The sequence below is a fragment of the Dictyobacter kobayashii genome (assembly GCF_003967555.1).
GTDB classification, from domain to species: Bacteria; Chloroflexota; Ktedonobacteria; order Ktedonobacterales; family Ktedonobacteraceae; genus Dictyobacter; species Dictyobacter kobayashii.
Genome location: NZ_BIFS01000001.1, coordinates 4,912,325 through 4,935,420, shown reverse-complemented (window position 1 = coordinate 4,935,420; position 23,096 = coordinate 4,912,325). Strand labels below are relative to the sequence as shown.

The following is a 23,096-nucleotide window of genomic DNA, read 5'->3' as shown; positions in this document are numbered from 1 at the left end:
CGTGAACGGCCCTCAGCCTTTCTTTGGCAATCAGAACGTCGGCGCTTTGTTTAAAGTTGCCTCGCAACATGTGAATGCCAACTACCAGTGGGGACCTACCATTAACCAGGTTTACAACGACTTTGGTGACAGCTTTGCCGGTGCTGTCAATAATCAGGATACTCTGACGAACGGGCTGAATTCAGTTCAGCAGAGCACAGTCCTGTTTATGAAAAACCAGGGCTTTAATGTCAGTTCCTAAGCAAGGAACGCTACAAGCCAGCAAACAACCGGTGCGCCTTCGCGCTGCCTGCTTCAGCAGGATGCGAAGGCGCGACAAACAAAGATAGGAGAAAAAGCAATGGCGCTCGCAACAAGCTCCCGCGCGTCCGCTCGCGGAGTCACACGTTCTATTGCCTGGAAACGGGTACTGACACCCTATCTGTTTATACTCCCCTTCGGAGTGCTTTTCATTCTGTTTTTTCTCGTCCCCATCCTCTATGCTATCGTCCAGAGTACCTTCCATTTCCAGCGTACAGGTCTGGGACTGAGCGGGGCGACCGTTGGCTTCAGCGGCCTGAGCAATTATGCGACGGTGCTCAGTGACGCGAAATTCTATGCCAGCATCGGCCGCATGTTACTTTATGGCATCGTACAGGTCCCGATCATGCTGCTGTTAGCACTTATAATAGCTCTTCTGCTGGATTCAACGGTGGTGCGTCTCAAGGCCTTCTTCCGCCTGGCCTTCTTCGTGCCCTATGCTGTCCCGGGTATCATCGCTGCTCTGCTGTGGGGCTATCTCTATGACCCGGCCCTATCTCCCATTGTCAAGGGATTGCAGACGCTGAATTTACCGGCACCGGATTTCCTGGGCTATAGCACCGTGCTGTGGTCAATCGCGAACATCGCCATCTGGGCCTGGACAGGCTACAATATGTTGATCATCTTCGCGGCCCTGCAGGCCATTCCCCAGGAAATCTATGAGTCAGCCCGCATCGACGGCTGCTCGGGCCTCCGCATTGCCTGGTTCATTAAAGTGCCCCTGGTTGCCCCGGCCCTGGTTCTGACGGGCGTATTCTCGATCATCGGGACCTTGCAGCTGTTTGCTGAACCACAGGTGCTCTCGGCGATCTCAAACAACATTTCAACGTCTTTCGCACCGGTGTTATACGCCTATAATGCCGCTTTTGCTTACAATAATTACTACTACGCGGCCGCGATATCGGTAGTGCTGGCCCTGGTGACCTTCGTCTTTTCTTTCGGCTTTTTACGCGTGACCCGACGACAGGCAGGAGTGTAAAAATGAGTCAACAAACCACTTCGGTTCCGGTATCTATCAGTGGGGAAAAGGCAGCCACACAGGCCAGAAGCCCAATTTCCCGCCAGTTTTCCGGCAGCAGCGTGGGGGCTATGACCTTCCTGATCATCTGCACGCTGTATTTCCTGATCCCTTTTTTCTGGCTGGTTGTTTCAGCGACCAAGAATACGGGAGATCTGTTCAACACCTTTGGTCTCTGGTTCTCTCCCAGTTTTAACCTGTGGAGCAACCTGCAGCAGTTGTTCACCTACAGCGATGGCCTCTATGTACGCTGGCTGCTCAATACGTTGCTCTATGCGGGCGTGGGCTCAATCGTAGGCACGTTCCTGGCTGCTATGGCTGGCTACGCTCTGGCAAAGTATAATTTCCATGGCCGCGACCTGATCTTCGCAATGATCCTGGGGGCCATCCTCATTCCGGCCACAGCCCTGGCGCTACCATTGTATCTAATGATGAGCGGCGTGGGCCTGACCAACACAATCTGGTCGGTACTCTTACCCAGCCTTGTCAGTCCCTTCGGCGTCTATCTCTCACGCATCTATGTGGCATCTTCCGTGCCCGATGAGCTGCTGGAGGCGGCCCGCATCGACGGAGCTGGTGAGTATCGCACCTTCTTAACGGTGGCAATGCGGCTCATGGCTCCCGCACTGGTAACGATCCTGCTGTTCCAGTTCGTGGCGATCTGGAACAACTACTTCCTGCCATTGATCATGTTGAGCAACCAGAATCTCTTCCCGATCTCGGTCGGCCTGGAGACCTGGAATATCACTACGGGTGGAGCGAATAACTTCCTCTATCCCTGATCGTAACTGGAGCCCTGGTCTCCTCGATCCCGCTGCTGATCGGCTGTGTCCTCCTGCAGCGCTTCTGGCGCAGCGGCCTGGGGGCTGGCAGCGTCAAAGGGTAAATGATGGAGGGGCTGGTAGCTCTAGCTCTGGCGACCACGCCCCTTACTCCACAGGCCGCGACCGGGCACGCAGGACCTCTCTGCGCGCCCGGTCGCGCCTGCTTGCTCCGCAGGCGACCCCGTCGACAATGGGAGTATCAATGGACTTTCCTCTTGAAGCTCTTCAATCCCATTTCTATGGCTGACATCCAAACGTGTGGCATCCGATACTATTCCCCCAAAAAGTGCCACCGCCAGAGGCGGTACCAGCATTAACACAAAGAGCATCACTAACAGAGTGATCACGAACAGCCTGGCCCGGGGGTGGCCGAAATTCAGGGTCCACCCGAAGCCGAAACGCCTGGGGACAAACAGTTCGGGATCATTGGGGTTGCTGTAAAAAAAGCCTGCATACCAGTACTGATCATCATCACGGGAAGCAACAGGAATCGGTGGACGATCAACACGTGTATCCACTTTTCTCTGCCAACGCGGAAACGGCAGGAACAGGACCAGGACGACGGCGATCAGGATGGCACAGATCACCAGGAGTTGAAGTGCATTCATAGCTTTTCCTTCTTCAATGCGAGAGGCGATGTTGAGAATCAAACGTTTCATGCTGGAGAACGCGAGCCTCTAACGCTTCTCACATTACAAGAAAGTACAGCTTCTGTCAATCACCATCCTGACCTCTTTTCAGTATTTATCGACCTATTAAGTGTATATATCAAAAAGTATTATGCTCTTCTGCTAAAGCTGAGAACGCTCCACTCTTCTAAATCGTCTTCAAGAAACGGTCGCGAACACGCTTGAGGAACGTTGCATACCATACACTCTTCTTAGATGAACAACATTGATGAACAACATTCGATCTTAGTAACGAGCATAATTCAGATAAGGAGGCTCATCTGATGATCTTATCCACACAGCATGCAGAACAAACAGCAGCGGCATCGTCTCTTCCGGCCTATCGCCGGGTCCAGAATCGCTTACTCGCCATCTGCATTCTTCTTGCGCCACTGACCCTGACTGTCTACCTTATGACCTGGATCAACGTCAATGCCCATGGCTCTTCTCTCGACTATAGCCAGAGCATTGCAGCGCTGGGTCCGGTTCTCAATTACATCCATATGATCTCTGGCATCCTTGCCACCATCTTCCTTCCACTTGGTTTCCTGGGAATGGCATTGCTGGGAATGAAGCGTGCGCCATGGCTGGCGACGATCTCGGCAATCTTTGCTCTCGTGGGCTGGGCTCCCTTTGGGGCGATTATCAGCCTTGACATTCTGGCTTACGATGTCGCTCGGGTAGGGAGCATGCCACAACTCGTGACCTTATGGGGACAATTTAATGGCGACCCATTCATCATGACATATCAATACATCTACATCGTAGGTCACATGATAAGTGCGATCTTGCTAGGCATTCTGCTTGGTCGGACACGGCTTATTCCCGTCTGGACAGCCTGGGCCTTTGCATTAAGCAGTCCTGTGACCATGCTTCTCTTCGCGTTCCACCAGGTTCCACAACTCGTATGGATCGTGTGCGTACTTTTCATCATTGGTGCGGTGCCTGCCGCCCTTGCTCTGTGGCGCCAATAGGCGCTCAGGGCTGTCCTCAATACTTTTCATTGAAGAACAAATCGATGCATCAAAAGCATTAATAAACACGATCAGTACGTGCGGGGCTTGTCCCGCTTTCTCCGTTCCTATCCGAAAAATCAAGAATAATAATGCTATGCGCTCAAATAAATAGCGGCAAAATCATATTTTTATTGTTTTTTCGAGCGATTAAGATTAAAAGCGGGAGCAAGCCCCGCACGTACTGATCTTTATTCTTGTTGCATTTATTTCCAGGTAGCATTAATTGAAATGTATTGACTTCACCGGTAGTGAGGCCCGGTCTCCTCGCCGCTCGGTCCCTCGTCTCTAACACCTTCCTCCTATCTGGCTTCTTGACAGGTCACCTATCCAGAGGCCGGTGAAGTCATCTGGACTGACTCGGCTGGTATCACCTGCCGCCGATGGAACTGGCGACAGGGACGCCGTACACAACTGACAGAAGATACTCAAGCAGCCTACTTTGTATTAGACCGTCTTGCACCTTATCCGAGTGAAACGCTCCAAACCGCCGGAGAAGAATTGAAAGAACATCTGCAGCGCTGGTTTCCATCATGTACCGTCACCAGCGAAGTATTACAAAGATCATGAGCGGGTAATTCCGCTTGCCACATGATTTATTCATATTCTCATACCGTTCTCCTGGTCTGGCTGCCTTCCAGGAACCGGTGGCGCTGCCTTTCCACTGTGCTCCTGACTCTGGCTGGGGTCGCTTTTAGCGTGGATCTGAACTTCTGGCATCTGTTATGGTTGCCCTGATTACGGAACCTTGACCAATGATTCTGATATCAGGGAAAAATTTCCTTCTTGCATACTAGCGGTATAAGCTTTACAATAAGCGTGGGAAATGAGCTAGCGAAAAGAGGGACTTTTTTGTTGGTCTTCTCTTGTCGCATCAAATAATGGAACGACTGTATCTTCTCTGAAAAGGATATTCTAAAGATGAAGATTTCAAAGCAGCCCGCCGGCATCGATGGTGATGCCGTTGCCAGTCCCGTTCAGCGTCCACTCTCCTCCTTCGGTATGGTAAACCTGAATCTCTTCTGGTTCGCCAACCAGTTCCACTGGCAGGCATTGCTGGCCGTGGTGATCCCCAGTATGGTTGCCAAGTTCCTTGATCCCGCACAGAAGAGCATCAACCTTGCCCTGGTGGTCAACTGGGGGACACTGGTGGCCGTGGTTGTTAACCCACTGGTTGGTGCGCTCTCCGATTACGCTGGCTTCCGCCTGGGTCGGCGTCGTCCATTTATGCTGATTGGGACCGTCCTCAATGTTGTGGTTCTGCTCATTTTTGCTTTCTCGCCGACGATTTTTCCACCGGGTCTGCTGCTAGCGGCCTTCGCGCTGTTGTTTGTACTGCTGCAATTCAGCAATAATTTTGCCAACTCCCCTGGAGCGCTATTATTGCCGACAATGTACAGCCGCAACAGCGCGGCCTGGCCTCGGGCTTCAACGGCCTGTTCAACTTGCTGGGAACGGTCGTAGGATCGATTGTTGCTGGCGTGATCATCAACAAGAACGATCCTCTGCCCCTGTACCGCAACCAGGTCGTGCAGATCTTTCTGTTGATCGCATTGGTACAGAGCATCGTGGTCATCTATACGATCCTGACCGTGAAGGAGACACCTTTGCCTGTTAGTGGACGCCCACCCTTCAATCTGCGGCTATTCCTGCGCAAATTCTTCTTCAAACCCTCTACCTATCCCAACCTCTCCTGGGTCCTGCTAGCGCGCTTTCTGGTCATGATGGGCATCTGGAGTGTCTATTATTTTCTGCAATACTATTTTGACGATGTGTTAGGTGGGCACGCCGTCAAAACCATCATTTTCAACAACTCATTCTCGGGAGAATTTTTCAACGGCACCCTCTTTCAACCAGCGGTATTGCTGCTGGCGTTGCCGATGTCACTGCTGGCAGGCTGGGCCTCGGACCATTGGGGCGCAAGAAACTGGTCTACCTATCGAGCGCCATGATGACACTGGTCTGTTTTATTTTCATTGGCTTTCAAAATCAGTATGCCGCCCTGCTGGCTGGTGCCTGTTTTGGGATTGGTTACGGTGCCTATACCAGCGTCGACTGGGCACTCACCACCGATGTATTACCTGCTCACCGACGAAGCCGGCAAGTTCATGGGCATCTGGTCCGCAGTGGGTATATTGCCCCAGGTCGTGGGGATCACAATCGGCGGCATAATCCTGCAACTGCTGCGTACCATCCCCAATCATTTCGGCTATACCTCACTTTTCCTGCTTACCGTCGTCTACCTGGTACTGGGCACCCTGGCCATTCAACGCGTGCGAGGGATACGTTGAGCCCGTACGCACATTTCGTATTTCTTGTTGCGCTCAGTTGCTTGCCTGGTTTGTGCGGCGCGTATATCTACCACTTGATACAATATCCAGTCATAAGTATACTTATTGATGAGTTACATAACATAACATCAAATTTATGGTGCGAAGGGATACGGAAGCATGATGCGCAGTCTCTTTTTGACCTCAGACGGAAGGATTGCCTTGCTCTGGAGGCTATTTTTAGCATTTATTGGTACCTTGCTGATCTATTTGCTTTTTGACCTTGCGGCTGGTCTTTTTCTCTACCTGGGCCTTCATCTCAACTACAGCTATCTTAACAACATCTACTCTCTCGCCTACAATATGGATCTTCGCGTGGTAGGCGCCTATACCCTTGGCTACGTGCTGATTGCCGCGGGAACAGTCTGGTTTCTCCACTGGTTCCGGCGCAAAATTGACCGTCGTTCTACTGCAGGCCTGGCCTGGACCGGATTGAGCGGTCACTGGCGCGATATGCTATTGGGAGCACTGCTTGGTGCAGGCGTGCCACTGCTAGCTGTGGGTATTGGCAATGCCTCGGGCTTGTTCACCCGCATTTCGCCCGGTTGAGTTGGTGGGGACTGATCATTATCCTGCTCTTTAATGTGATTCAATACACTGCAACCGCTATACGCGAAGAGGTCTACTACCGTGGCTATGTCTTTCAGAACCTGGGCGAAAGTATGGTGCTCTGGCTCAATGTGGTGTGTGCCGGCGTGTTCTTCGTGTTTGCTCACCTGTTAAATGGCCTGAGCTATGTGTCCTTATCTTTTATCATCGCAAACCTGATGTTAAGTACGATCTGGATCTGCGCACGCCTTCTAACCAGGTCGCTCTGGTTTAGCATCAGCATGCACGCGGCACTTGATAGCTGCTCATTCTTGATAGGCATCCTGCTTTTCAGTGGCCACACCAACTTGAGCATGATAGCAATGAGCTTGCTCTGGCTGGAAACTCCTTTTTTTGCTCTCGCTCTGCTCGTGCTTTTAGGCTGGAATATTTGGGGAAAGCGCTACATCACTGGAATGGCCGCCTCAAAGAAAATGGAGACTTGCTTTCTCATTGAGGCAATGGTAGCACTTATTAGAATGTCCAGCCTCTAAGTAGAGGCGAGGCTGCCCTCAGTACATCTCACTTAACCGTTCTTATTGTTGCTTCCGAGTCGCGGCGCGTTCTTCTGTGTTTGCTTATTGCTGATGCTCGACAAAGGCTACGAGGCGACAGAAAGCCGCTTCACCGCCGCTGAACTTCCAGGGGAAGCAGCCGATCCATATGCGCTGGTCGAGTACTTCATCGATCATGCCACCAGCGTTCTCTACGTGGAAGATGCCATGCGGGAACATCGCATAGTGCATGAGTTGCAGATCGTCGTCGGGCCAGATCTCTTCAAGGGTTGGCCCAGTTTCTGCGCGCACTTTACAGCCAGGTCGGGTCGCACTTTACGAATGACGGTATTCATGGGATGATCCATCGAACCGGCGTCGATGGCGAACCAGGAGATCTGGCGCTCTAAGACCCAGTTGGCAAACTCGCGGGTCGGTCCAGGATGCTTGATGAAGTAGCGCGTCTCATCTGGTTGCGACTCACCATACCAGTTGCTGGGATAGTATTTGTGATAGCCGGTGTGCACGACAACGATATCGTGGGGCTGAATGCGCTGTCCCGTTTTGCGCTCCCATTCCTCAAAATGGGCCGCCGTATAATAATCGTAGTCACCGATCCCCAGGGCTTCAAGATCCACAACGACCGCTGGACCGACCAGTTTATCCAGGGGAATGCTACCAATATCTTGCCCATTGGTTATAAAATGGAGCGGCGCGGTCAGGTGTGTTCCAACGTGCAGCGTGGAAGAAATATGCTGACCACCTACCTTGTCAAAGGCGACCCGTTTGATCCATTTAATCGTTGGTCCTTCGTAGGTGGCAAAGCCTGGTGTATGCATATCCCAGTTTTGTGAGAGATCAAGCACGCGCATGTTACTCAGATCGATCGGCTTCATCTCGTGCCCTCCTTTGGCATAGCGCTCAGGCGCATGGAAACGTTTTTTAGCATTGTGTTCCACAATACAAATGGTATACTTATTATTATATCATCTCTATTATTCTTTTTTATTTTCCTATTTATCAATTTACTTCTATAAAATATCTTAATCAGCTCTGCACGCGCATATCCGCTTTTGATCCTTTGTATGCTAGATATAAGTAGCGAAGAGGAGGCTAGCCCTTGATTCTTTCCACATCCTACAGCAACCGCATCTGCACTGCGTAGTGGGCAGTTAGATCCGTTTGCGTATATCGATACCATCTGTGAGCGGCTCGATATGATTGATCCACAGTTGCACGCGTTCCTTCCTGAGAAGGACCGTCGAGACCGCTTAAAAGCTGAAATAGCGGCTTTACAACAGCGTTTTCCTGATCCCCTGAACCGTCCACGCTTTATGGGATTCCTGTTGGGGTCAAAGATACCTTTCGGGTCGATGGTTTCCCGACCAGGGCGGGATCGCAGTTACCGGCGGAATTATTCGCGGGCGCCGAAGCTTCGTGTGTAGGGATGCTCAGGGCGGCCGGGGCCTGTATTCTTGGCAAGACTGTTAGCACCGAATTTGCCTATTTTGAGCCGGGGAGACACGCAATCCACATAACGTGAAGCATACTCCTGGCGGCTCCAGTAGCGGTTCAGTCGCGGCGGTCGCAGCGGGACTTTGTCCGCTGGCGTTGGGTACGCAGGTTATTGGCTCGACTATTCGGCCGGCGGCCTTTTGTGGCATTGTTGGTTTCAAGCCGACCTATGGTCGTATCCCTATTGATGGCCTGGTACAATGTGCTAACTCGGTGGAACATATCGGGTACTTCACGCAAGATGTGGCGGGATCTGCCTTTGTGGCGCCACTGCTCTGCCGAGACTGGCGCAGTGAGGGCCGCGTCCCGGCTGAGTCTTTACCTGTCCTGGGTGTCCCTGATGGACCCTATCTTGCTCAAGCCTCCGCTGAAGCCCTGGCCGCCTTCGAAGACCAGCTCACGCTACTGAAAAAGTCTGGCTATCGCATCTGTCGTGTCCAGGTATTCTCCGATATCGAGAGGATCAATCGTCTGCATATGCGTATGGTGTTCGCTGAAATGGCTCAGGTGCATGCCCCCTGGTTCACGCGCTATGAAACGCTCTATCGACCGCGTACGCTAGCCGCGATTCATGAAGGGCAGACGGTGAGTGACGAAGAACTCGCGCAAGGGCGTGAAGGGCGTGCCAGGTTGCGCGAGACGTTAGAGGCTCAGATGAAAGAGATGGGCATTGATCTCTGGGTCAGTCCGGCAACGCAGGGTCCGGCCCCCGAGGGATTAGACTCGACCGGGAGCCCGCTTATGAACCTTCCCTGGACCTATGCCGGGTTACCCGCGATTACTATTCCGGCCGCGCTGGCGGCGAATAAGTTGCCGCTCGGTTTGCAGTGCGTGGGCGCGGCGATGGCAGATGAGCAGGTGCTGGCATGTGTCGCTCCGATGGCGGATATATTGTCCAGCCATTGCGGTAGCCAGGAGTACAAAGCATGAAACCACCGCAATTTCAGTACTGTGCGCCAGGGATACTGGATGAGGCGCTCAGGCTATTAGCGCAATGTGGCACAGACGCAAAGGTGTTAGCGGGCGGCCAAAGCCTGATCCCGCTCTTGAATATGCGCCTGGCCGCCCCGCTCTACCTGGTCGATATCAACCGTGTGGCTGCGCTGGATTACATTGACGCCAGGGAGAGCTACCTCGCGGTCGGGGCCACTGTGCGTCAACGCAGCGTTGAGCAATCCGCAGTAGTACAGCAGCGGCACCCACTCCTGGTAGAGGTCATAAAACATATCGGGCATATGCAGATCCGTAATCGGGGCACCCTGGCGGGCAGTATCGCCCATGCCGATCCTGCCGCGGAGTTGCCTGCACTGCTTAGCTGTCTGGATGGTGAGGTGGTGGCGCGCAGTAGCGCTGGTGAGCGGATCATCAAAGCCGAGCAGTTTTTTACCACTTACCTCACGACCGCCCTGGACGCCCAGGAGATCGTCACGGAAATTCGTTTCCCCTGGCTCCTTCCGCAGGCTGGCTGGGCCTGTATTGAGTTCTCGCGTCGGGCTGGCGATTATGCGCTGGCGGGAGCTATCGCGGTCGTGCTTCCTACTCATGAGGGAACGTGTCTGTCAGCGCGTATCAGCTATTTTGGGATCTCCGCGACACCTGTACGCGGGTATGAGATTGAGCAGATGCTTGCAGGTACAACACTTGACGACGCGGTATTGCAAGCTGCCGCACAGGCGGCCGAGCGGCTGGTCGATGCTGAATTAAACGATATCCATGCGACGCCCGCCTATCGTCGCTCGCTAACGGCAGAGGCGACCAGGCGGGTACTGAGAAGCGCCTGGCAACGCTGCAATAGGTTCGACCCTCGCGGTCGAATATCTCAGCCACTGAACGATGCCTAAGGAGGTTTTGTCGATGGTTACGATCAAACAAACGCCCTTGCCTGCCTTATGTGATATGTGCTCGCTTAGCCTGACCGTGAATGGTCAGCTCTATGAGCGGCGTGTGCCAGCACGCTTACTGCTCTCAGATTTCCTGCGTCACGAATTAGGCCTCACCGGGACGCATGTCGGATGCGAGCATGGTGTCTGTGGCTGCTGTACAATCCTCCTCAATGGCGAGCCCGTCCGTTCCTGCCTGATGCTGGCGGTGCAGGCCGATGGGATGGATCTCACGACCATTGAAGGTTTCGCCGGACCACAAGAGCCGCTGCATCCGATTCAAGAGGCGTTCCGGGAGAAGCATGCTCTGCAATGCGGCTTTTGTACGCCTGGCATCATTATCTCGGTGCACGCGCTGCTACGTGAGCATCCCATGCCTACAGAGGAAGAGATTCGGCACGGACTCGCCGGGAACCTCTGCCGCTGTACCGGATATCAGAATATCGTGGCGGCGGTCAGATATGCGGCCGAGCACATGGCTGAGCAAGGGCAGGATGAAGAATAAGTTTGTTGATTTTTCGAGCTTGAATGTTAAAAAGAAACAAGATCAGTACGTGCGGGGCTTGCCCCGCTTTTAATCTTCCCACTCGAAAAATCAACAATAAGAATGTTTTGCAGCTATTTGTTTGAGCGCATAGCATTATTATTGTTACTTTTTCAGGCAGGAACGGAGCAAGCGGGGGCAAGCCCCGCACGTACTGATCTTGTTTATTTTTTCTTTTTCAAGCCTGAATAAATAAAGGCGGATCAAATAACTTAACGCATAAATCATATTTATGATTGCTTTTTCAGGCTTGTTGCGTTCTCAAGTTAAATGGATCGGATGTTGAGGTCCTTTTTATCCGCATGAAGGGAAGGGGAAACATGGCGACACGTTGGTTTGGCGCTCCTGTTCAGCGTAATGAAGATCCGCGTCTTCTTCGTGGGCAGGGCGTCTATGTCGATGATATTGACCTGCCGGAGATGCTACACGCAGCGGTTTTACGCAGCCCTTATGGGCGCGCTAAGGTTGTGCGTATCGATACACAGGCAGCCAGCAGCTTGCCGGGCGTGCAGCTGGTACTTACCGCCGCCGACCTCGGTGATGTGCTGGAGCCATCGCCCCTGCTGATACCACATCAAGCTCTAACGCAGCCCCGTACCCAGCTTCCCCTGGCACTTCACGAGGTGCGTTATGTGGGAGAAGCCGTCGCTTTTATTGTGGCGGAGAGCCGCTATCTGGCCGAAGATGCGCTGGAGTTAATTGAAGTGGAGTATGAGCCGTTGCCCGTCGTTCATAGTCTGGAGATAGCCTCTGCTCCCGCTGCCCCGCTCGTCCACGAAGACGTCCAGGGCAATGTCGCGGCCCACCTGGTACAGAGCGTTGGCAAGCCAGATGAAGTGCTGGCCACTGCCCCCCATGTCATACGTGAGACGTTCCAGATGGAGCGCGGAGCGGCCATGCCGATGGAGTGTCGCGGCATCGTTGCGCGCTGGGATCGCTATGAGCAGATGCTTACCTGCTGGATATCCACACAAGCACCCATCCCTATCCGCAATGGCCTGTCCGCGATCTTCCACCTGCCAGAGCACAAAGTACGAGTGATTGCCCCGGATGTTGGTGGTGGCTTTGGCGCGAAAATCATGCTCTTCTATCCTGAGGAGATCCTGGTTCCATTTGCCGCCATGCGGCTGGGCAGGCCTGTCAAGTGGATCGAGGACAGGCGGGAGAACTTTATCTCGACCAACCAGGAGCGCGGTCAGCTGCACGAAGTGGAATACGCCTTCGATGACCAGGGCCTGCTGCTCGCTGTGCGCGATGCATTTCTACACGATACGGGAGCCTATACCCCTACGGCATTATCGTCCCCATTATTACTGCCTGCTCATTGCCAGGGCCCTATCGGCTACAAAACTATGCCAGCGACTGCCAGGTCTTATATACCAACAAGGTCCCGGTGAGCCCATATCGGGGCGCGGGTCGTCCGCATGCTGTTTTTGTGATGGAGCGTATCATGGATCGGATCGCCCTTGAACTGCAGTTGGATCGCCTGGAGGTACGCTCACGCAACTTCATTCGCCCCATGAGTTTCCCTGGGACGTTGGCTTTGTCTACCAGGATGGCGGACCCACACGCTACGATAGCGGCGATTACCAGGCCGCCCTTGATAAGCTCAAGCTGGCACTCGATTATGACACCTTTGCGACACGACAGGCACAGGCCCGCTCGCAGGGGCGCTACCTGGGACTCGGGATCGGCTACTACGTCGAGGGAACGTCGATTGGTCCCTACGAGGGGGCCCACGTACGTGTCGAGCCCGATGGCCATGTCTTTGTCTCCACCGGAGTGACCTCACAGGGACAGGCCCACCAGACGGTTTTCGCGCAGATCGTGGCCGATCAACTTGGCATTGAGCCGCAAGCTGTCCTGGTCACGGCCGGAGACTCGCAGGCTTTCAACTGGGGTGTCGGAACCTTTGCCAGCCGCGCCGCCACGGTCGCTGGTTCGGCGGTCCATCTGGCAGCGGTCAAAGTACGCGAAAAAGTACAGGCGCTGGCTGCTGAGCTATTTGAAGCTTCAGCTGAAGATATAGAGCTGGCTGCCGGCAAGGTCTTTGTCAGGGGAGCGCCGCAGCGATCTCTGACATTGGGACAGATGGCCATTAAAGCGAATCCGTTGCGCTATACCTATGGTGACAACGCACGCACGCTGGCGGCGATGAATCTGGCCGCTGCCCGGCCTGGTCCCGCCCTACCGCCAGAACGTGACGCCCCCGGACTGGAGGCCGACGGCTTCTACAGTCCACCGCATGGCAGCTTTGCCAGTGGTGTGCATGGCGCCATCATCGAGGTCGATCTGCCCACCGGCATGGTCTCATTCGTGAAGTACGTCGCGGTCCACGACTGCGGACGACTGATCAACCCAATGGTAGTAGAGGGACAGGTACATGGTGGTGTAGCGCAAGGCATCGGGGGTGCCTTTTTTGAGCGCCTGGTCTACGATGACACGGCACAACTGCTCAGCTCCACCTTTATGGACTATCTCATCCCGACCGCCGCCGAGATCCCTGACATCACCGTCGAGCATATCGAGACGCCATCGCCGCTCAATCCCCTGGGCATGAAGGGGGTCGGCGAAGCCGGCGTCATCCCTGTCGCGGCGCTCTTCGCCTCGGCCCTCGATGACGCGCTTTCACCCTGGCACATACGCATCCGCGAGATGCCCCTGCACCCCTGCCGCTTGCACGAAATCCTACAACAAGCCAGGGGAGTACCAAATAACTAGCGGCATGCAAGCAAAAGCGAAATAAATAAGATCTGTACGTGCGGGGCTTGCCCCAATGCCGTTGAGATACGAAGCATTTGAGCTCAAACATGGGATGGGAGCTTGCTCCCCCTTTTCCCTTCCTGTACGAAAAAGCGACAAGAAAGACGATGCTCATAGGTTCGGGCCTCAGCGCCCGATTGCCGCCCTCCGCAGAGCTGGCGGCCCAGTATCCCAGCGATGGGGTGTCTCGTGGCATGATCCTTTCCTTTACGCGGTGCCCAAACACGGACCCTGCGTTTGGGCACCGCGTGGGTCGAGGTAGCGGTGACGAGAGACCGAGCGGCAAGGAGACCGGGCCCCACTACCGGTGGGGCAATCGGGCGCTGAGGCCCGAACCTATACAATTCGTTCTTCTTGTTGCTTTTTCGTATGGGGAGGGTAAAAAGGGGGCAGGCTCCCATCCCATGGTTCTGATCTCAAATGCTTCGTATCTCAATGGTATTGGGGCAAGTCCCGCACGTACTGCTTTATTTTCTCTTTTTACCTAGCGTACAATGATGGGTTTGTCCTTGCGCAGGGCGGCGATCGTCTGCTGGTCCAGGTTGAGGTGGGCCTGCACCAGCTCGGGCGGCGTCAGCGCCATCCATTGGTTGAGCGATACGTCCATGAAGCGGGGGCTGCGGAACATCTCCAGGAAACGTAGCGGCTCGTCGCCCAGGTTCTGGACGTAATGGGCCATCGCGAAGGGCACGTAGCCGACATCGCCCGCTTGATAGTCGAAGGTGCGCGCCTTGCCACCGGACGCGAACACGGTCATGCGCGCACGCCCCGAGATGTAGTACTGCCACTCGTCTTTGGCGTGCCAGTGCAGCTCGCGCATCGCGCCCGGCTCAACATTCACCAGCGCCGCCGCAATGGTGCTCGCAGCCGGAAAATTGGTGGAGTCGGTGATGCGCACCCAGCCGCCCGCCGCCTTGATTGGTTCCTGGTCCATCATATGATGGCTGAAGGCCTGGGGCACGATACCCGCCCCCGACTGGACGATGTCATTAGCCATCGGGCCAGGTACCTTCCCGGAGAAGATATACCGCTCGTGCTCGATATCAGTCGGGATGTTAGCGAAGGCGGTCTCTGGGACGCCAAAGTTCCTGGCCAGCACCTCGCGTGGGATATGCTTGAACAGGTCAGTGATCAGGAAGGTCTCGTTCTCCGAGAAGTTGCCGTTGTCGAACACCAGCAGAAACTCACAACCCTCTTCCAGACCCTGGATCGAATGCGGAATCACCGACGGGAAGTTCCACAGGTCGCCCTCGCCAACGTCATCGATAAAGGTGCGCCCTTGCTCATCGACGGCGGTGATGCGGGCGCCCCCCGCCAGCATGTAGGCCCATTCAGCCTCCTTGTGCCAGTGCATCTCGCGTATGCCCCCGGGTTTGAGGCGCATGTTGACCCCGGCCAGTTCGGTGGCAACCGGCAGTTCGCGCACCGTCACCTCGCGGGCCCAGCCACCTGTGACGAGGCGGTTGCGTGCCGTGGTGAAAGAGAACTTGAGGTTGGGGATCGTGCCGGAATCGGTATAGGGAGAGGCCAGCAGATCGGGGTTCTCGCGTTCCAGGGGCACATTGCGCGGCCCCATGATGGTCGCGCCAGCACCATCCCTGATCGGCTGCGGTGCCTGGCTCGACTCATCGCCGGATTGTGGCGAAGTCTTCTGCATGTCGGGTTTCCTTTCGTATTTTTGTAGCAATCGACACCCCTCAAAGGGAATATCTATTGTGGGACCTGCTATCAAGCAAGCTGAAACATAGCTCTCATACAATAAGTAATCGCCTGGGCCTGAATTGTGACCAGCTAGTTGAAAAGGCCAGCACCAAAAGCAACCTCCAAGTCCCAAAATGACTCTTCTATATAAGAGAGATAAAATGCTCAAGGAGAACCGATGCAGCAGAGGACGGATGCAGACCTGGTTATGCTCGCCTGTATGGGCAACCGGGTGCCAGCAATGAATTAATCAGACGCTATCAAGCGCAGGCAAAACGGATTGCCCTGAAAATAGTCAGACAAGAAGAGCTGGCCTACGAAATTACGCAGGAGGCTTTTCTGGCGGCCTATCTTTCGCTGGATCAGCTACGAGATCCAGCACGTTTTGGCGGCTGGCTCAACAGTATCGTGCGCAACTTTGCTTTGAGTGTTGTGAAAGAGCGAGGAAATAATCCCCTCTCTTTGGAACAGCTGCTTCAGGAACATCCCCCCACTGGGCTAGAAGTTTACGCTCCGCAGCGCATTGATCCAGAAGCACACGCCGAAGAACATGAGCTGCAACAACTACTCCTTACCGTTATCTCAACGCTCTCTGAGAAAGAACGCAGTGCCGTACTGCTCTATTACTATCAGCAACACAGCATCCAGGAGATTGCCACATTGCTGAACATCTCAGAGACAGCCGTCAAGAGCCGCCTCTTCAAAGCCCGCAGAACCTTACGTGGCCAGCTCGCGGCTGAATACGAACTCAGGTTCCCTCAAGTAACAAGCTCGAAAGGAAAAAAAATAATGGCAGAAGAGAAACAAGCCTGGCAAAGTGGTCGGCCCGTTCCACCGAAGTTCAGCCAGGCTATGATACGTGTCATCACACTAACCTATACAGAGGCGAGGCTGCTTGACCAGCCGTTCCTCGGGACCGAACATCTCCTCCTGGCCCTGCTGCATACAGAAATAGGCGAGGCTGCAGAATTGCTGTCGCAAGCAGGCATGAACCTGGAGCTGACCAGGGAAGCAGTGAGAACGGTGAGTCCTCACCTTGAAGGTGAGACTGCCCGTGGGATGTCACAAGATACGATTAATGTACAGGCAGGTGCTATAAAACTGGCACAACACTTCCAGCACCAGGAACTACAGCCAATCCATGTACTTCTTAGCCTGCTCCTGCAAGAACAGTCTGTTGCTCAGCAGGCTTTACAGCAGCTACATATACAGCCCGAGCAACTGCGGGATCAGGTGCTGCGGCATCTGTCAGGGACAGGGACAGAGTCAGCGTTAGATGTCACAACACTTCAACAAGTCATTGTTTTGGAACAACCGCCTGTGATGCCTCCTCAGGCAGACCAGAGCAAGACCAGAACGATTGATACACGCACGGAAAGTGGCATCGAGCTGGATATCGATAGAGCCGCGCAGACCCTCCAGGAAACACAACAAAAGTTGCTCAAGAAATATCCGGCAGGTGATCCTCAACATGAACGTCTCAAGCAGGTTTTTGAAAATTCCCAGCGGCGCCTGGCGCTGACCAGACGACCGGATTCACCCAACGGTAGGGCCCGTGTTAGTGTCAGCTACACAGATGTACTCATGCATGCAAATACAATCAGATTGCATTTTGATCATTCTCACGCCGCTCCAGAGCACCTGCTGTATGGTATTCTGCAACTGTCCAGTAGTCAGGCACGGGCGGCGCAGATCCTCGACCGCTTACAGATTGAACGTTCCACTATGTTGCAAGCGCTAGAGCAATTTCTGAGTGAGCAGAGCTATGAGCTAACTGGCACTATCAAAGGGCTCACGACAACGGCAGCCAGTGAAGCTATAAACTATGCCTATGAGGAAGCCCACCAATTGGGACACAACCTTATCGGCGCGGAACATCTCATGCTCGGCCTGCTGCGTCAAGAAGAGGGATTCAGTGCCAAACTGATGCGAAAAGCAGGTCTCGACACCGCCAAAATTCGGGATGAGCTGGCCCGGCTACCCGATCCAGTACTCTGATGCTAGATAGCCTCCAACACTCATCCCCCATCGGATGATATCAGCATCATTCCAGCTTCTATACTGGAATGATGATCTTTTATTTGATGATCCAAGGCAAGCAGAAGTCTATATTTGCCCATCTCGTTCAAACGACGAAAAACGAAGAGTGCCCGTTGATATCCGAATGAAACTTGATGATAGGCAGAGCTAAAATTTAGGAGCATGTCAACTATATAATCATTTCTTGCCTTTTGTGCCGCCGCTGAAATAGAATGATTGATTCTGAAGCATGTGAATAGTGGGCAGAACTTTTCCCCTGCTATTGTGTTTTAAGAGCTTATACTATAAAATCATCTATGAATGAATTGTATTAAATCAATAAAAAACATGGCAAGGATTTATATTATGGAATATTCTCTGATATTGTGTTACGTGTGTAGGACACAAAACACGCTCCATAGTAAGTTTTGTAGTTCTTGTGGAGCAGATTTATCGCAGCAATATGCCACTACTTATGATATTCTCGGAACAGCAAATGCCGTCAGTTCTGCATCCAATCAGGAAGGCACAAACCCTGGCGCAAGGAATTTAGTTATCCCCCCATCTGTGCCGCCGCCACCGCCACCACCACTACCGCCATCATACCAACCTCCTACTGAATATGCTTCATCATATCTTCCGCCTACTGAATATGCGCTACCATATCCGCCACCTACTGAATACGCTTCAGCAGGAGCAGGAGCGCCGGGGCAACCACAGACGCCGCTCTCATCCGTGCCCAACGCGCCAATGAACGCGACGGTGCCTGGCATTTTGAAGGTTTTCGGTGTTTTAGGTACTGTGGTCAGCGCTGGCCTGCTATTTATTGGCATTATAGGTTCATTTGCTTCCTTCACATCTTTCTCAGCTTATACTTCATTTGCTACTGAATTATGGGTGGGGGCTTTTACCATCATACTGGGATGGATCTTGTTGCGCATATCCCTGTGGCCGTTTCATAAGCCACTGAAGAGCGATGGTACACCCGCTTCTTTTTGGCGGCATGCTGGTATGGAAGGTGGTATCTTTCTGGGAGGCGCGATGGTGCTGACCAGCGTCGTATGTACATTCCTCATCATATATATGTACTACATAGTAAATCATCAAGCTGATTTATACAGTGCCGGTGTTGGTGGTAGCGTACTCTACGCAACGAGCGGCCTGTATATTATGTTCAATTCCAGGCTCAAACCACCCAGAATTGACTTCTCGCAACGCCGCCAGGCTATTGCGCTCACAGGAAGCCTGCTCGGCGCCAGTTTCGGGGTCCCTGGCTTATTGATGATACTGTCCTTTGGAGGAGGAACGATGGTTCCTGGCGCTATTTTATTAGTCATCGGCGTGTTTTTGACTTTTATCACACGCATACGCAAGTAAGTTCACGACATAGAAGCCTTATGCTCAAGGTCGCCGAAACGTGGACCCCGGCGTGCTCCCCCTAATATTTTTCATAAAAAGATTCAAGGGAATGAAAGCAACAATAAATACGATCTGTACGTGCGGGGCTTTTCCCCGCTTTTACCCTTCGAAATCAAATAATCAACAATAAACACGATTATAATATTTTCGCTTCTTACACCCGATCCTTGTGAGCCCAAAAGATAAAAAGAAAAGCCTTATGCAGATATTTAAATTGAGGCATAGCATTATTATTATTTGTTTTTCGAGCGGGAAGTTTTTAAGCGGGGACAAGCCCCGCACGTACAGATCGTTTATCTTGTTGCATTTGATGATATTATCGCTTAAAAATCATCTAAAAGGCGATACCAGCAGCAAAACAAATCTTCCATCATACCTCTTGCAGGGAACATACTAATTTTCAAGTACAGCTCTTGACAAGGGAAATGCAGGGGTTATAATTAATAAAGAGACCGTCTATTTATTAATCAAGGGGAAACAATGGCACGTCCTGTTAAGCATGAAGCAGTTGCTGCGAAGCGCAGAGAGATTCTAAATGCCACCCAACGGTTGGTGTTTACCAAAGGATTTGAGGAGATGTCGATCCAGGATATCCTGGACGAGGTGCAGATTTCCAGTGGGGCGTTCCACCACTACTTCGATTCGCGTGGGGCGCTCCTGGAAGCGTTCGTCGAGCAGATCAAACACGAGACGGAAAAGCCGCTCCTACCCATCCTCCATGATCCGAAGCTTTCTGCCATCGAGAAATTCCAGGGCTTCTTCGATACGCTGGACCGCTTGAGAATCGCCCACAAGGCTGATGTGGTCGAGCTGGCGCGTGTCTGGTACACCGACGCCAACGCCATCATCCGCATGAAAGTCGACGAGGCGATTTTTCAACAGCGCGCGCCATTACTCACCGAGATCGTACGCCAGGGGATCAGGGAGGGCAGCTTTACGATCGCCTATCCTGACAACGCTGGCGAGGTCATTATGGCTCTGTTAGAGGGTATGGGCAATGCACATGCCAGGCTGTTGTTCTCACCAGGGCAAGAAAGCATCGATCTGAGCCTCATCGAAGAGATCGTTGCTATTCATTCCGCCTATATGGATGCGATAGAGCGTGTGTTGGGCGCGCCCCCACATTCATTCACCCGCATCAACAGCGCAGCCGTGGATGTCTGGGTAACGGCAACGCAAGAAAACCATGTATAAGGCAGAAGGGCATGGAGCTCATCCCACCCATGAGAGAACCATGACGCTCTGCAGAAAAACTTAATGAAGAATATAGGAAAGACAGGCAAGCACCATCTTTTCCCTGCATTCATCGAGAAGATCGCTTTATAGCCTCAAAAGTGAAAAGGGATTTTGATATGACAGCGATTATTGAAGTAGACAAGCTGACCAAGCGCTATGGGAACAAGCGCGGCATCACTGATGTATCCTTCCAGGTGGAAGAGGGTGAAGTCTTTGGCTTTCTGGGCCCCAACGGGGCAGGCAAAACGACAACGATTCGCCTGTTAATGGCGCTGCTGCGTGCCAACTCGGGCACGGCGCGCATCGCCGGGCTGGATGTCTGGCAAGGCTCGGTAGAGATTAAGCGGCTGGTCGGCTATCTACCAGGCGAACTTGCGCTTGATCCCGGGCTAACCGGCGGGCAGATCCTGGAGTATTTCGGGCATCTGCGCGGTGGCGTCGATCAGGCATATCTCAAACAACTGATTGCCCGCATGGACCTCGACCCCAGCCGTAAGTTCCGGCAGTATTCCAGCGGTAATAAGCGCAAGATCGGCATTATTCAAGCCTTCATGCATCGTCCACGCCTCCTAATTCTGGATGAGCCGACCAGCGGGCTGGACCCGCTGAATCAGCAGGAGTTTGAGCGTATGGTCCGGGAAGTGCGCGACGATGGGCGTACCGTCTTCCTCTCTTCGCACATCCTGACCGAGGTGGAACAGACCTGCCATCGCGTCGCCATTATCCGCGATGGCCAGCTTGTGCGCGTGGGTTCCGTAGAAGAACTGAAGGACATCAAACTCCAGGAAATTACGATCACCTTTGCCAGTGCGGTCCCCATCGAAGCATTCAAGGACCTGGAGGGCGTAGAACAGGTGGACATGCTTTCCGATGGGCGTACCGTGCGCCTATCTGTGCAAGGCCAGGCGGACGCAGTGATCAAAGCTGCGGCCCAGCATTCCGTGCTTACCCTGACCAGCCACCAACCCAGTCTGGAAGACATCTTCCTGCGCTACTATGAAGGCGACGGCGTGGCCGCCAAGGAGGTCAGTCATGTGGTTCAATAGCGTCTATCTCAAAACCCTGCGCGAGGTCCGCATCGCCATTCTGGGCTGGGGCGTGGGAATGGGACTGCTCCTGTATGCTGTGCTGGCCGCGGTCCCCGGACTTATTGCCACACCAGCGGCAAAAGCCTCGCTCATCAGCCTGGCAGGCTCGTTCGCCTGGCTTGCCGAACCGGTCGCCCTAGACACCCCCGGCGGCTACGCAACCTGGAAATACGGTCTGACTATCCTGATCCTGGCTATCTGGCCACTGATGGCGGGCAGCCGCATGCTGCGGGGCGAAGAGGAACGTGGTGCCATGGATGCCCTGCTCTCGCTGCCACGTGGACGCGGGCGTATCGCGCTGGAAAAACTGGCGGCGATCTGGACCGCCCTGCTCTTGATGGGCCTGATCATCGCTCTACTGGCTATGGCGGGTGGCAAGAGTGCCAACGCAAGCTTTGGTCTGGGCGATGCCTTGTTGTTTAGTCTGAATTTAGTGCTCATCTGTGGCTTCTTCGGCTCGCTTGCCCTACTACTCTCCCAGTTCACCCTGGAACGCCGCACAGCCTCCGGCCTGACGGGAGGCTTGCTACTAATCTTTGTCGTACTGGACATGGTCCATCGCGTCTTCTCCAATACCGATTGGATCAGCCGCCTTTCCCCGGTCTACTACTACAATTTGAACAAGCCCCTGGTGCCAGGCTACAGCGTCAATGTGGGCGCGCTCCTGGGACTGGTGGCCCTGAATATCCTGCTGAGTGGAGCAGCCATCTGGCTCTTTGTGCGACGCGATGTTGGCAGCACAGTGGCACTGCCACGCTTGCTGGAGCAGAAGACACAGGTCGCGCAGCCCGTGCGCGCACTGCCGGTGAATGACTGGTCGCTGCGCTCGATCTATACCCGTGGCCTGCGCATGGTCGCGATCCCTACTTTCTGGTGGACCCTGGGCATCGCTGGTTTCGCGGCATGGATGGTTGTGGTCACCAAACAAGCGGAGACGGCGCTATCCACCCTTTATCAGAGCTCACCGCTCTTGAAAGTCTTTATCACTAAAGTCGGCGGTAGCGATCTCGCAACCAACGCCACCATGCTCAGCGCACTCTACGTCTTGCTGCCCGTGATTCTAATGGCCTTTACAGTCACACAGGCCAACAACTGGTCTGCGGATGAAGAGGAAGGACGGCTGGAACTGGTACTATCTACACCACAGCCACGCTTACAGGTGCTGCTGGGACGTTTTGCCGCGCTCACTACCGCGACCGTCTTCATTGGAGTAATAACCCTGGCCGCTACGGCGATAGCCTCGGCGGCGACAGGCCTGAAACTTGACGGGGGAAATCTGGCCGCCGCCACGCTCTCGATTATCCCCCTGGGACTGCTGGTAGCGGCCCTCGGCTATCTGCTGTCCGGCTGGCTGCGCACGGCTCTGGACACCGGCATCTTGAGCTTTTTGCTCGTCATCTGGTTTTTCATCAGCTTTGTTGGCCCGGGATTGAACTGGTCGGACGCGGTCCTGCGGCTCTCCGCCATCTACTACTATGGCACCCCGCTACTGCATGGCTTGCCCCTCCTGGATACGATTAGCATCCTGGTCGTCGGCATACTAGCACTGACACTGGCCTCGATGCGCTTTGTACGCAAAGACATCGGACGTTAAGCACAGACACAGAAAGAGAGCCGCGCCAACCTCCTTTTGAAGGTTGGCGCGGCTCTCTTTCTGTGTCTGATCCCTGCTCCTATCTGGACCTTGTAGCTTGCC

At 53.8% G+C, this 23,096-nt stretch carries 19 protein-coding genes and 3 pseudogenes; 19 read left to right on the top strand and 3 right to left on the bottom strand.

Annotated elements, in window-relative coordinates; genetic code table 11:
- The first annotated feature begins 1 nt into the window (after nt 1).
- The 3 genes and pseudogenes from EL645_RS42910 to EL645_RS21615 all read left to right on the top strand — a co-directional run bounded on the left by EL645_RS42910 (nt 2) and on the right by EL645_RS21615 (nt 2,204).
- Entirely contained in the window at nt 2-241 is a 240-nt protein-coding gene (locus EL645_RS42910; RefSeq protein ID WP_246035432.1) for a hypothetical protein, read from the top strand.
- Between the two features lie 99 nt (nt 242-340).
- A complete protein-coding gene (locus tag EL645_RS21620) occupies nt 341-1,279 on the top strand; it encodes a carbohydrate ABC transporter permease (RefSeq protein ID WP_126552418.1) in 939 nt (312 codons plus the stop codon).
- Nucleotides 1,280-1,281: 2 nt separating this feature from the next.
- Nucleotides 1,282-2,204 (top strand): annotated as a pseudogene (locus EL645_RS21615) (carbohydrate ABC transporter permease).
- A gap of 21 nt (nt 2,205-2,225) precedes the next feature.
- Here the strand turns inward: EL645_RS21615 and EL645_RS21610 are convergent.
- Nucleotides 2,226-2,750 carry a DUF5808 domain-containing protein gene (locus tag EL645_RS21610; protein ID WP_136625258.1) on the bottom strand — a complete coding sequence of 175 codons (525 nt, stop codon included), beginning with the start codon at nt 2,748-2,750 and terminating at the stop codon, nt 2,226-2,228.
- Between the two features lie 344 nt (nt 2,751-3,094).
- Between EL645_RS21610 and EL645_RS21605 the strand changes: the two genes are divergently transcribed.
- The 6 genes from EL645_RS21605 to EL645_RS21595 all read left to right on the top strand — a co-directional run bounded on the left by EL645_RS21605 (nt 3,095) and on the right by EL645_RS21595 (nt 7,235).
- Nucleotides 3,095-3,784: a hypothetical protein gene (locus EL645_RS21605; RefSeq protein ID WP_126552416.1), complete on the top strand. Its 690-nt coding sequence runs from the start codon at nt 3,095-3,097 to the stop codon at nt 3,782-3,784.
- Nucleotides 3,785-4,744: 960 nt separating this feature from the next.
- Complete coding sequence (locus EL645_RS42905) at nt 4,745-5,287, top strand: MFS transporter (RefSeq protein WP_246035430.1); 543 nt, start codon at nt 4,745-4,747, stop codon at nt 5,285-5,287.
- Nucleotides 5,203-5,775, top strand: coding sequence for an MFS transporter (locus EL645_RS42900; protein WP_307720584.1), 573 nt, complete (start codon nt 5,203-5,205; stop codon nt 5,773-5,775). The genes EL645_RS42905 and EL645_RS42900 overlap by 85 nt, the downstream gene beginning before the upstream one ends.
- An 84-nt stretch (nt 5,776-5,859) precedes the next feature.
- Nucleotides 5,860-6,114: a PucC family protein gene (locus EL645_RS42895; protein WP_246035429.1), complete on the top strand. Its 255-nt coding sequence runs from the start codon at nt 5,860-5,862 to the stop codon at nt 6,112-6,114.
- A gap of 159 nt (nt 6,115-6,273) precedes the next feature.
- Nucleotides 6,274-6,702, top strand: coding sequence for a hypothetical protein (locus EL645_RS39450; protein WP_161977572.1), 429 nt, complete (start codon nt 6,274-6,276; stop codon nt 6,700-6,702).
- Nucleotides 6,699-7,235: a CPBP family intramembrane glutamic endopeptidase gene (locus EL645_RS21595; RefSeq protein WP_161977571.1), complete on the top strand. Its 537-nt coding sequence runs from the start codon at nt 6,699-6,701 to the stop codon at nt 7,233-7,235. The genes EL645_RS39450 and EL645_RS21595 overlap by 4 nt, the downstream gene beginning before the upstream one ends.
- A gap of 212 nt (nt 7,236-7,447) precedes the next feature.
- On the opposite strand, the gene EL645_RS21590 is transcribed toward EL645_RS21595, so the two are convergent.
- Entirely contained in the window at nt 7,448-8,131 is a 684-nt protein-coding gene (locus EL645_RS21590) for a cyclase family protein (protein ID WP_218031958.1), read from the bottom strand.
- A gap of 443 nt (nt 8,132-8,574) precedes the next feature.
- Here EL645_RS21590 and EL645_RS21585 point away from each other — a divergent pair.
- From EL645_RS21585 to EL645_RS41260, 5 genes and pseudogenes are all read left to right on the top strand, one after another.
- A pseudogene (locus tag EL645_RS21585) lies at nt 8,575-9,680 on the top strand (amidase).
- Complete coding sequence (locus tag EL645_RS21580) at nt 9,677-10,591, top strand: FAD binding domain-containing protein (RefSeq protein ID WP_126552414.1); 915 nt, start codon at nt 9,677-9,679, stop codon at nt 10,589-10,591. Before EL645_RS21585 ends, EL645_RS21580 begins: the two are co-directional and overlap by 4 nt.
- Before the next feature lie 13 nt (nt 10,592-10,604).
- Nucleotides 10,605-11,135 carry a (2Fe-2S)-binding protein gene (locus EL645_RS21575; RefSeq protein ID WP_246035428.1) on the top strand — a complete coding sequence of 177 codons (531 nt, stop codon included), beginning with the start codon at nt 10,605-10,607 and terminating at the stop codon, nt 11,133-11,135.
- Between the two features lie 341 nt (nt 11,136-11,476).
- A pseudogene (locus EL645_RS41265) lies at nt 11,477-12,624 on the top strand (molybdopterin cofactor-binding domain-containing protein); the annotation flags it as partial.
- A gap of 164 nt (nt 12,625-12,788) precedes the next feature.
- A complete protein-coding gene (locus tag EL645_RS41260; protein WP_246035573.1) occupies nt 12,789-13,895 on the top strand; it encodes a molybdopterin cofactor-binding domain-containing protein in 1,107 nt (368 codons plus the stop codon).
- A gap of 526 nt (nt 13,896-14,421) precedes the next feature.
- Here EL645_RS41260 and EL645_RS21560 read toward each other — a convergent pair.
- A complete protein-coding gene (locus EL645_RS21560; RefSeq protein ID WP_126552412.1) occupies nt 14,422-15,594 on the bottom strand; it encodes an oxalate decarboxylase family bicupin in 1,173 nt (390 codons plus the stop codon).
- Nucleotides 15,595-15,785: 191 nt separating this feature from the next.
- On the opposite strand from EL645_RS21560, the gene EL645_RS21555 reads away from it, so the two are divergent.
- The 5 genes from EL645_RS21555 to EL645_RS21535 all read left to right on the top strand — a co-directional run bounded on the left by EL645_RS21555 (nt 15,786) and on the right by EL645_RS21535 (nt 22,994).
- Complete coding sequence (locus tag EL645_RS21555; protein WP_307720583.1) at nt 15,786-17,636, top strand: RNA polymerase sigma factor; 1,851 nt, start codon at nt 15,786-15,788, stop codon at nt 17,634-17,636.
- 387 nt (nt 17,637-18,023) lie between these two features.
- A complete protein-coding gene (locus EL645_RS21550) occupies nt 18,024-19,034 on the top strand; it encodes a hypothetical protein (RefSeq protein ID WP_136625257.1) in 1,011 nt (336 codons plus the stop codon).
- A 522-nt stretch (nt 19,035-19,556) separates the two neighbouring features.
- Nucleotides 19,557-20,270 (top strand): TetR/AcrR family transcriptional regulator, encoded by a 714-nt coding sequence (locus EL645_RS21545; protein WP_126552409.1) that lies wholly within the window; start codon nt 19,557-19,559, stop codon nt 20,268-20,270.
- A gap of 158 nt (nt 20,271-20,428) precedes the next feature.
- Complete coding sequence (locus EL645_RS21540; RefSeq protein WP_126552408.1) at nt 20,429-21,358, top strand: ABC transporter ATP-binding protein; 930 nt, start codon at nt 20,429-20,431, stop codon at nt 21,356-21,358.
- On the top strand, nt 21,345-22,994 hold the full coding sequence (locus EL645_RS21535; protein ID WP_161977570.1) for an efflux permease Rv1217c-related protein: 1,650 nt from the start codon (nt 21,345-21,347) through the stop codon (nt 22,992-22,994). The genes EL645_RS21540 and EL645_RS21535 overlap by 14 nt, the downstream gene beginning before the upstream one ends.
- Nucleotides 22,995-23,096 lie beyond the last annotated feature (102 nt).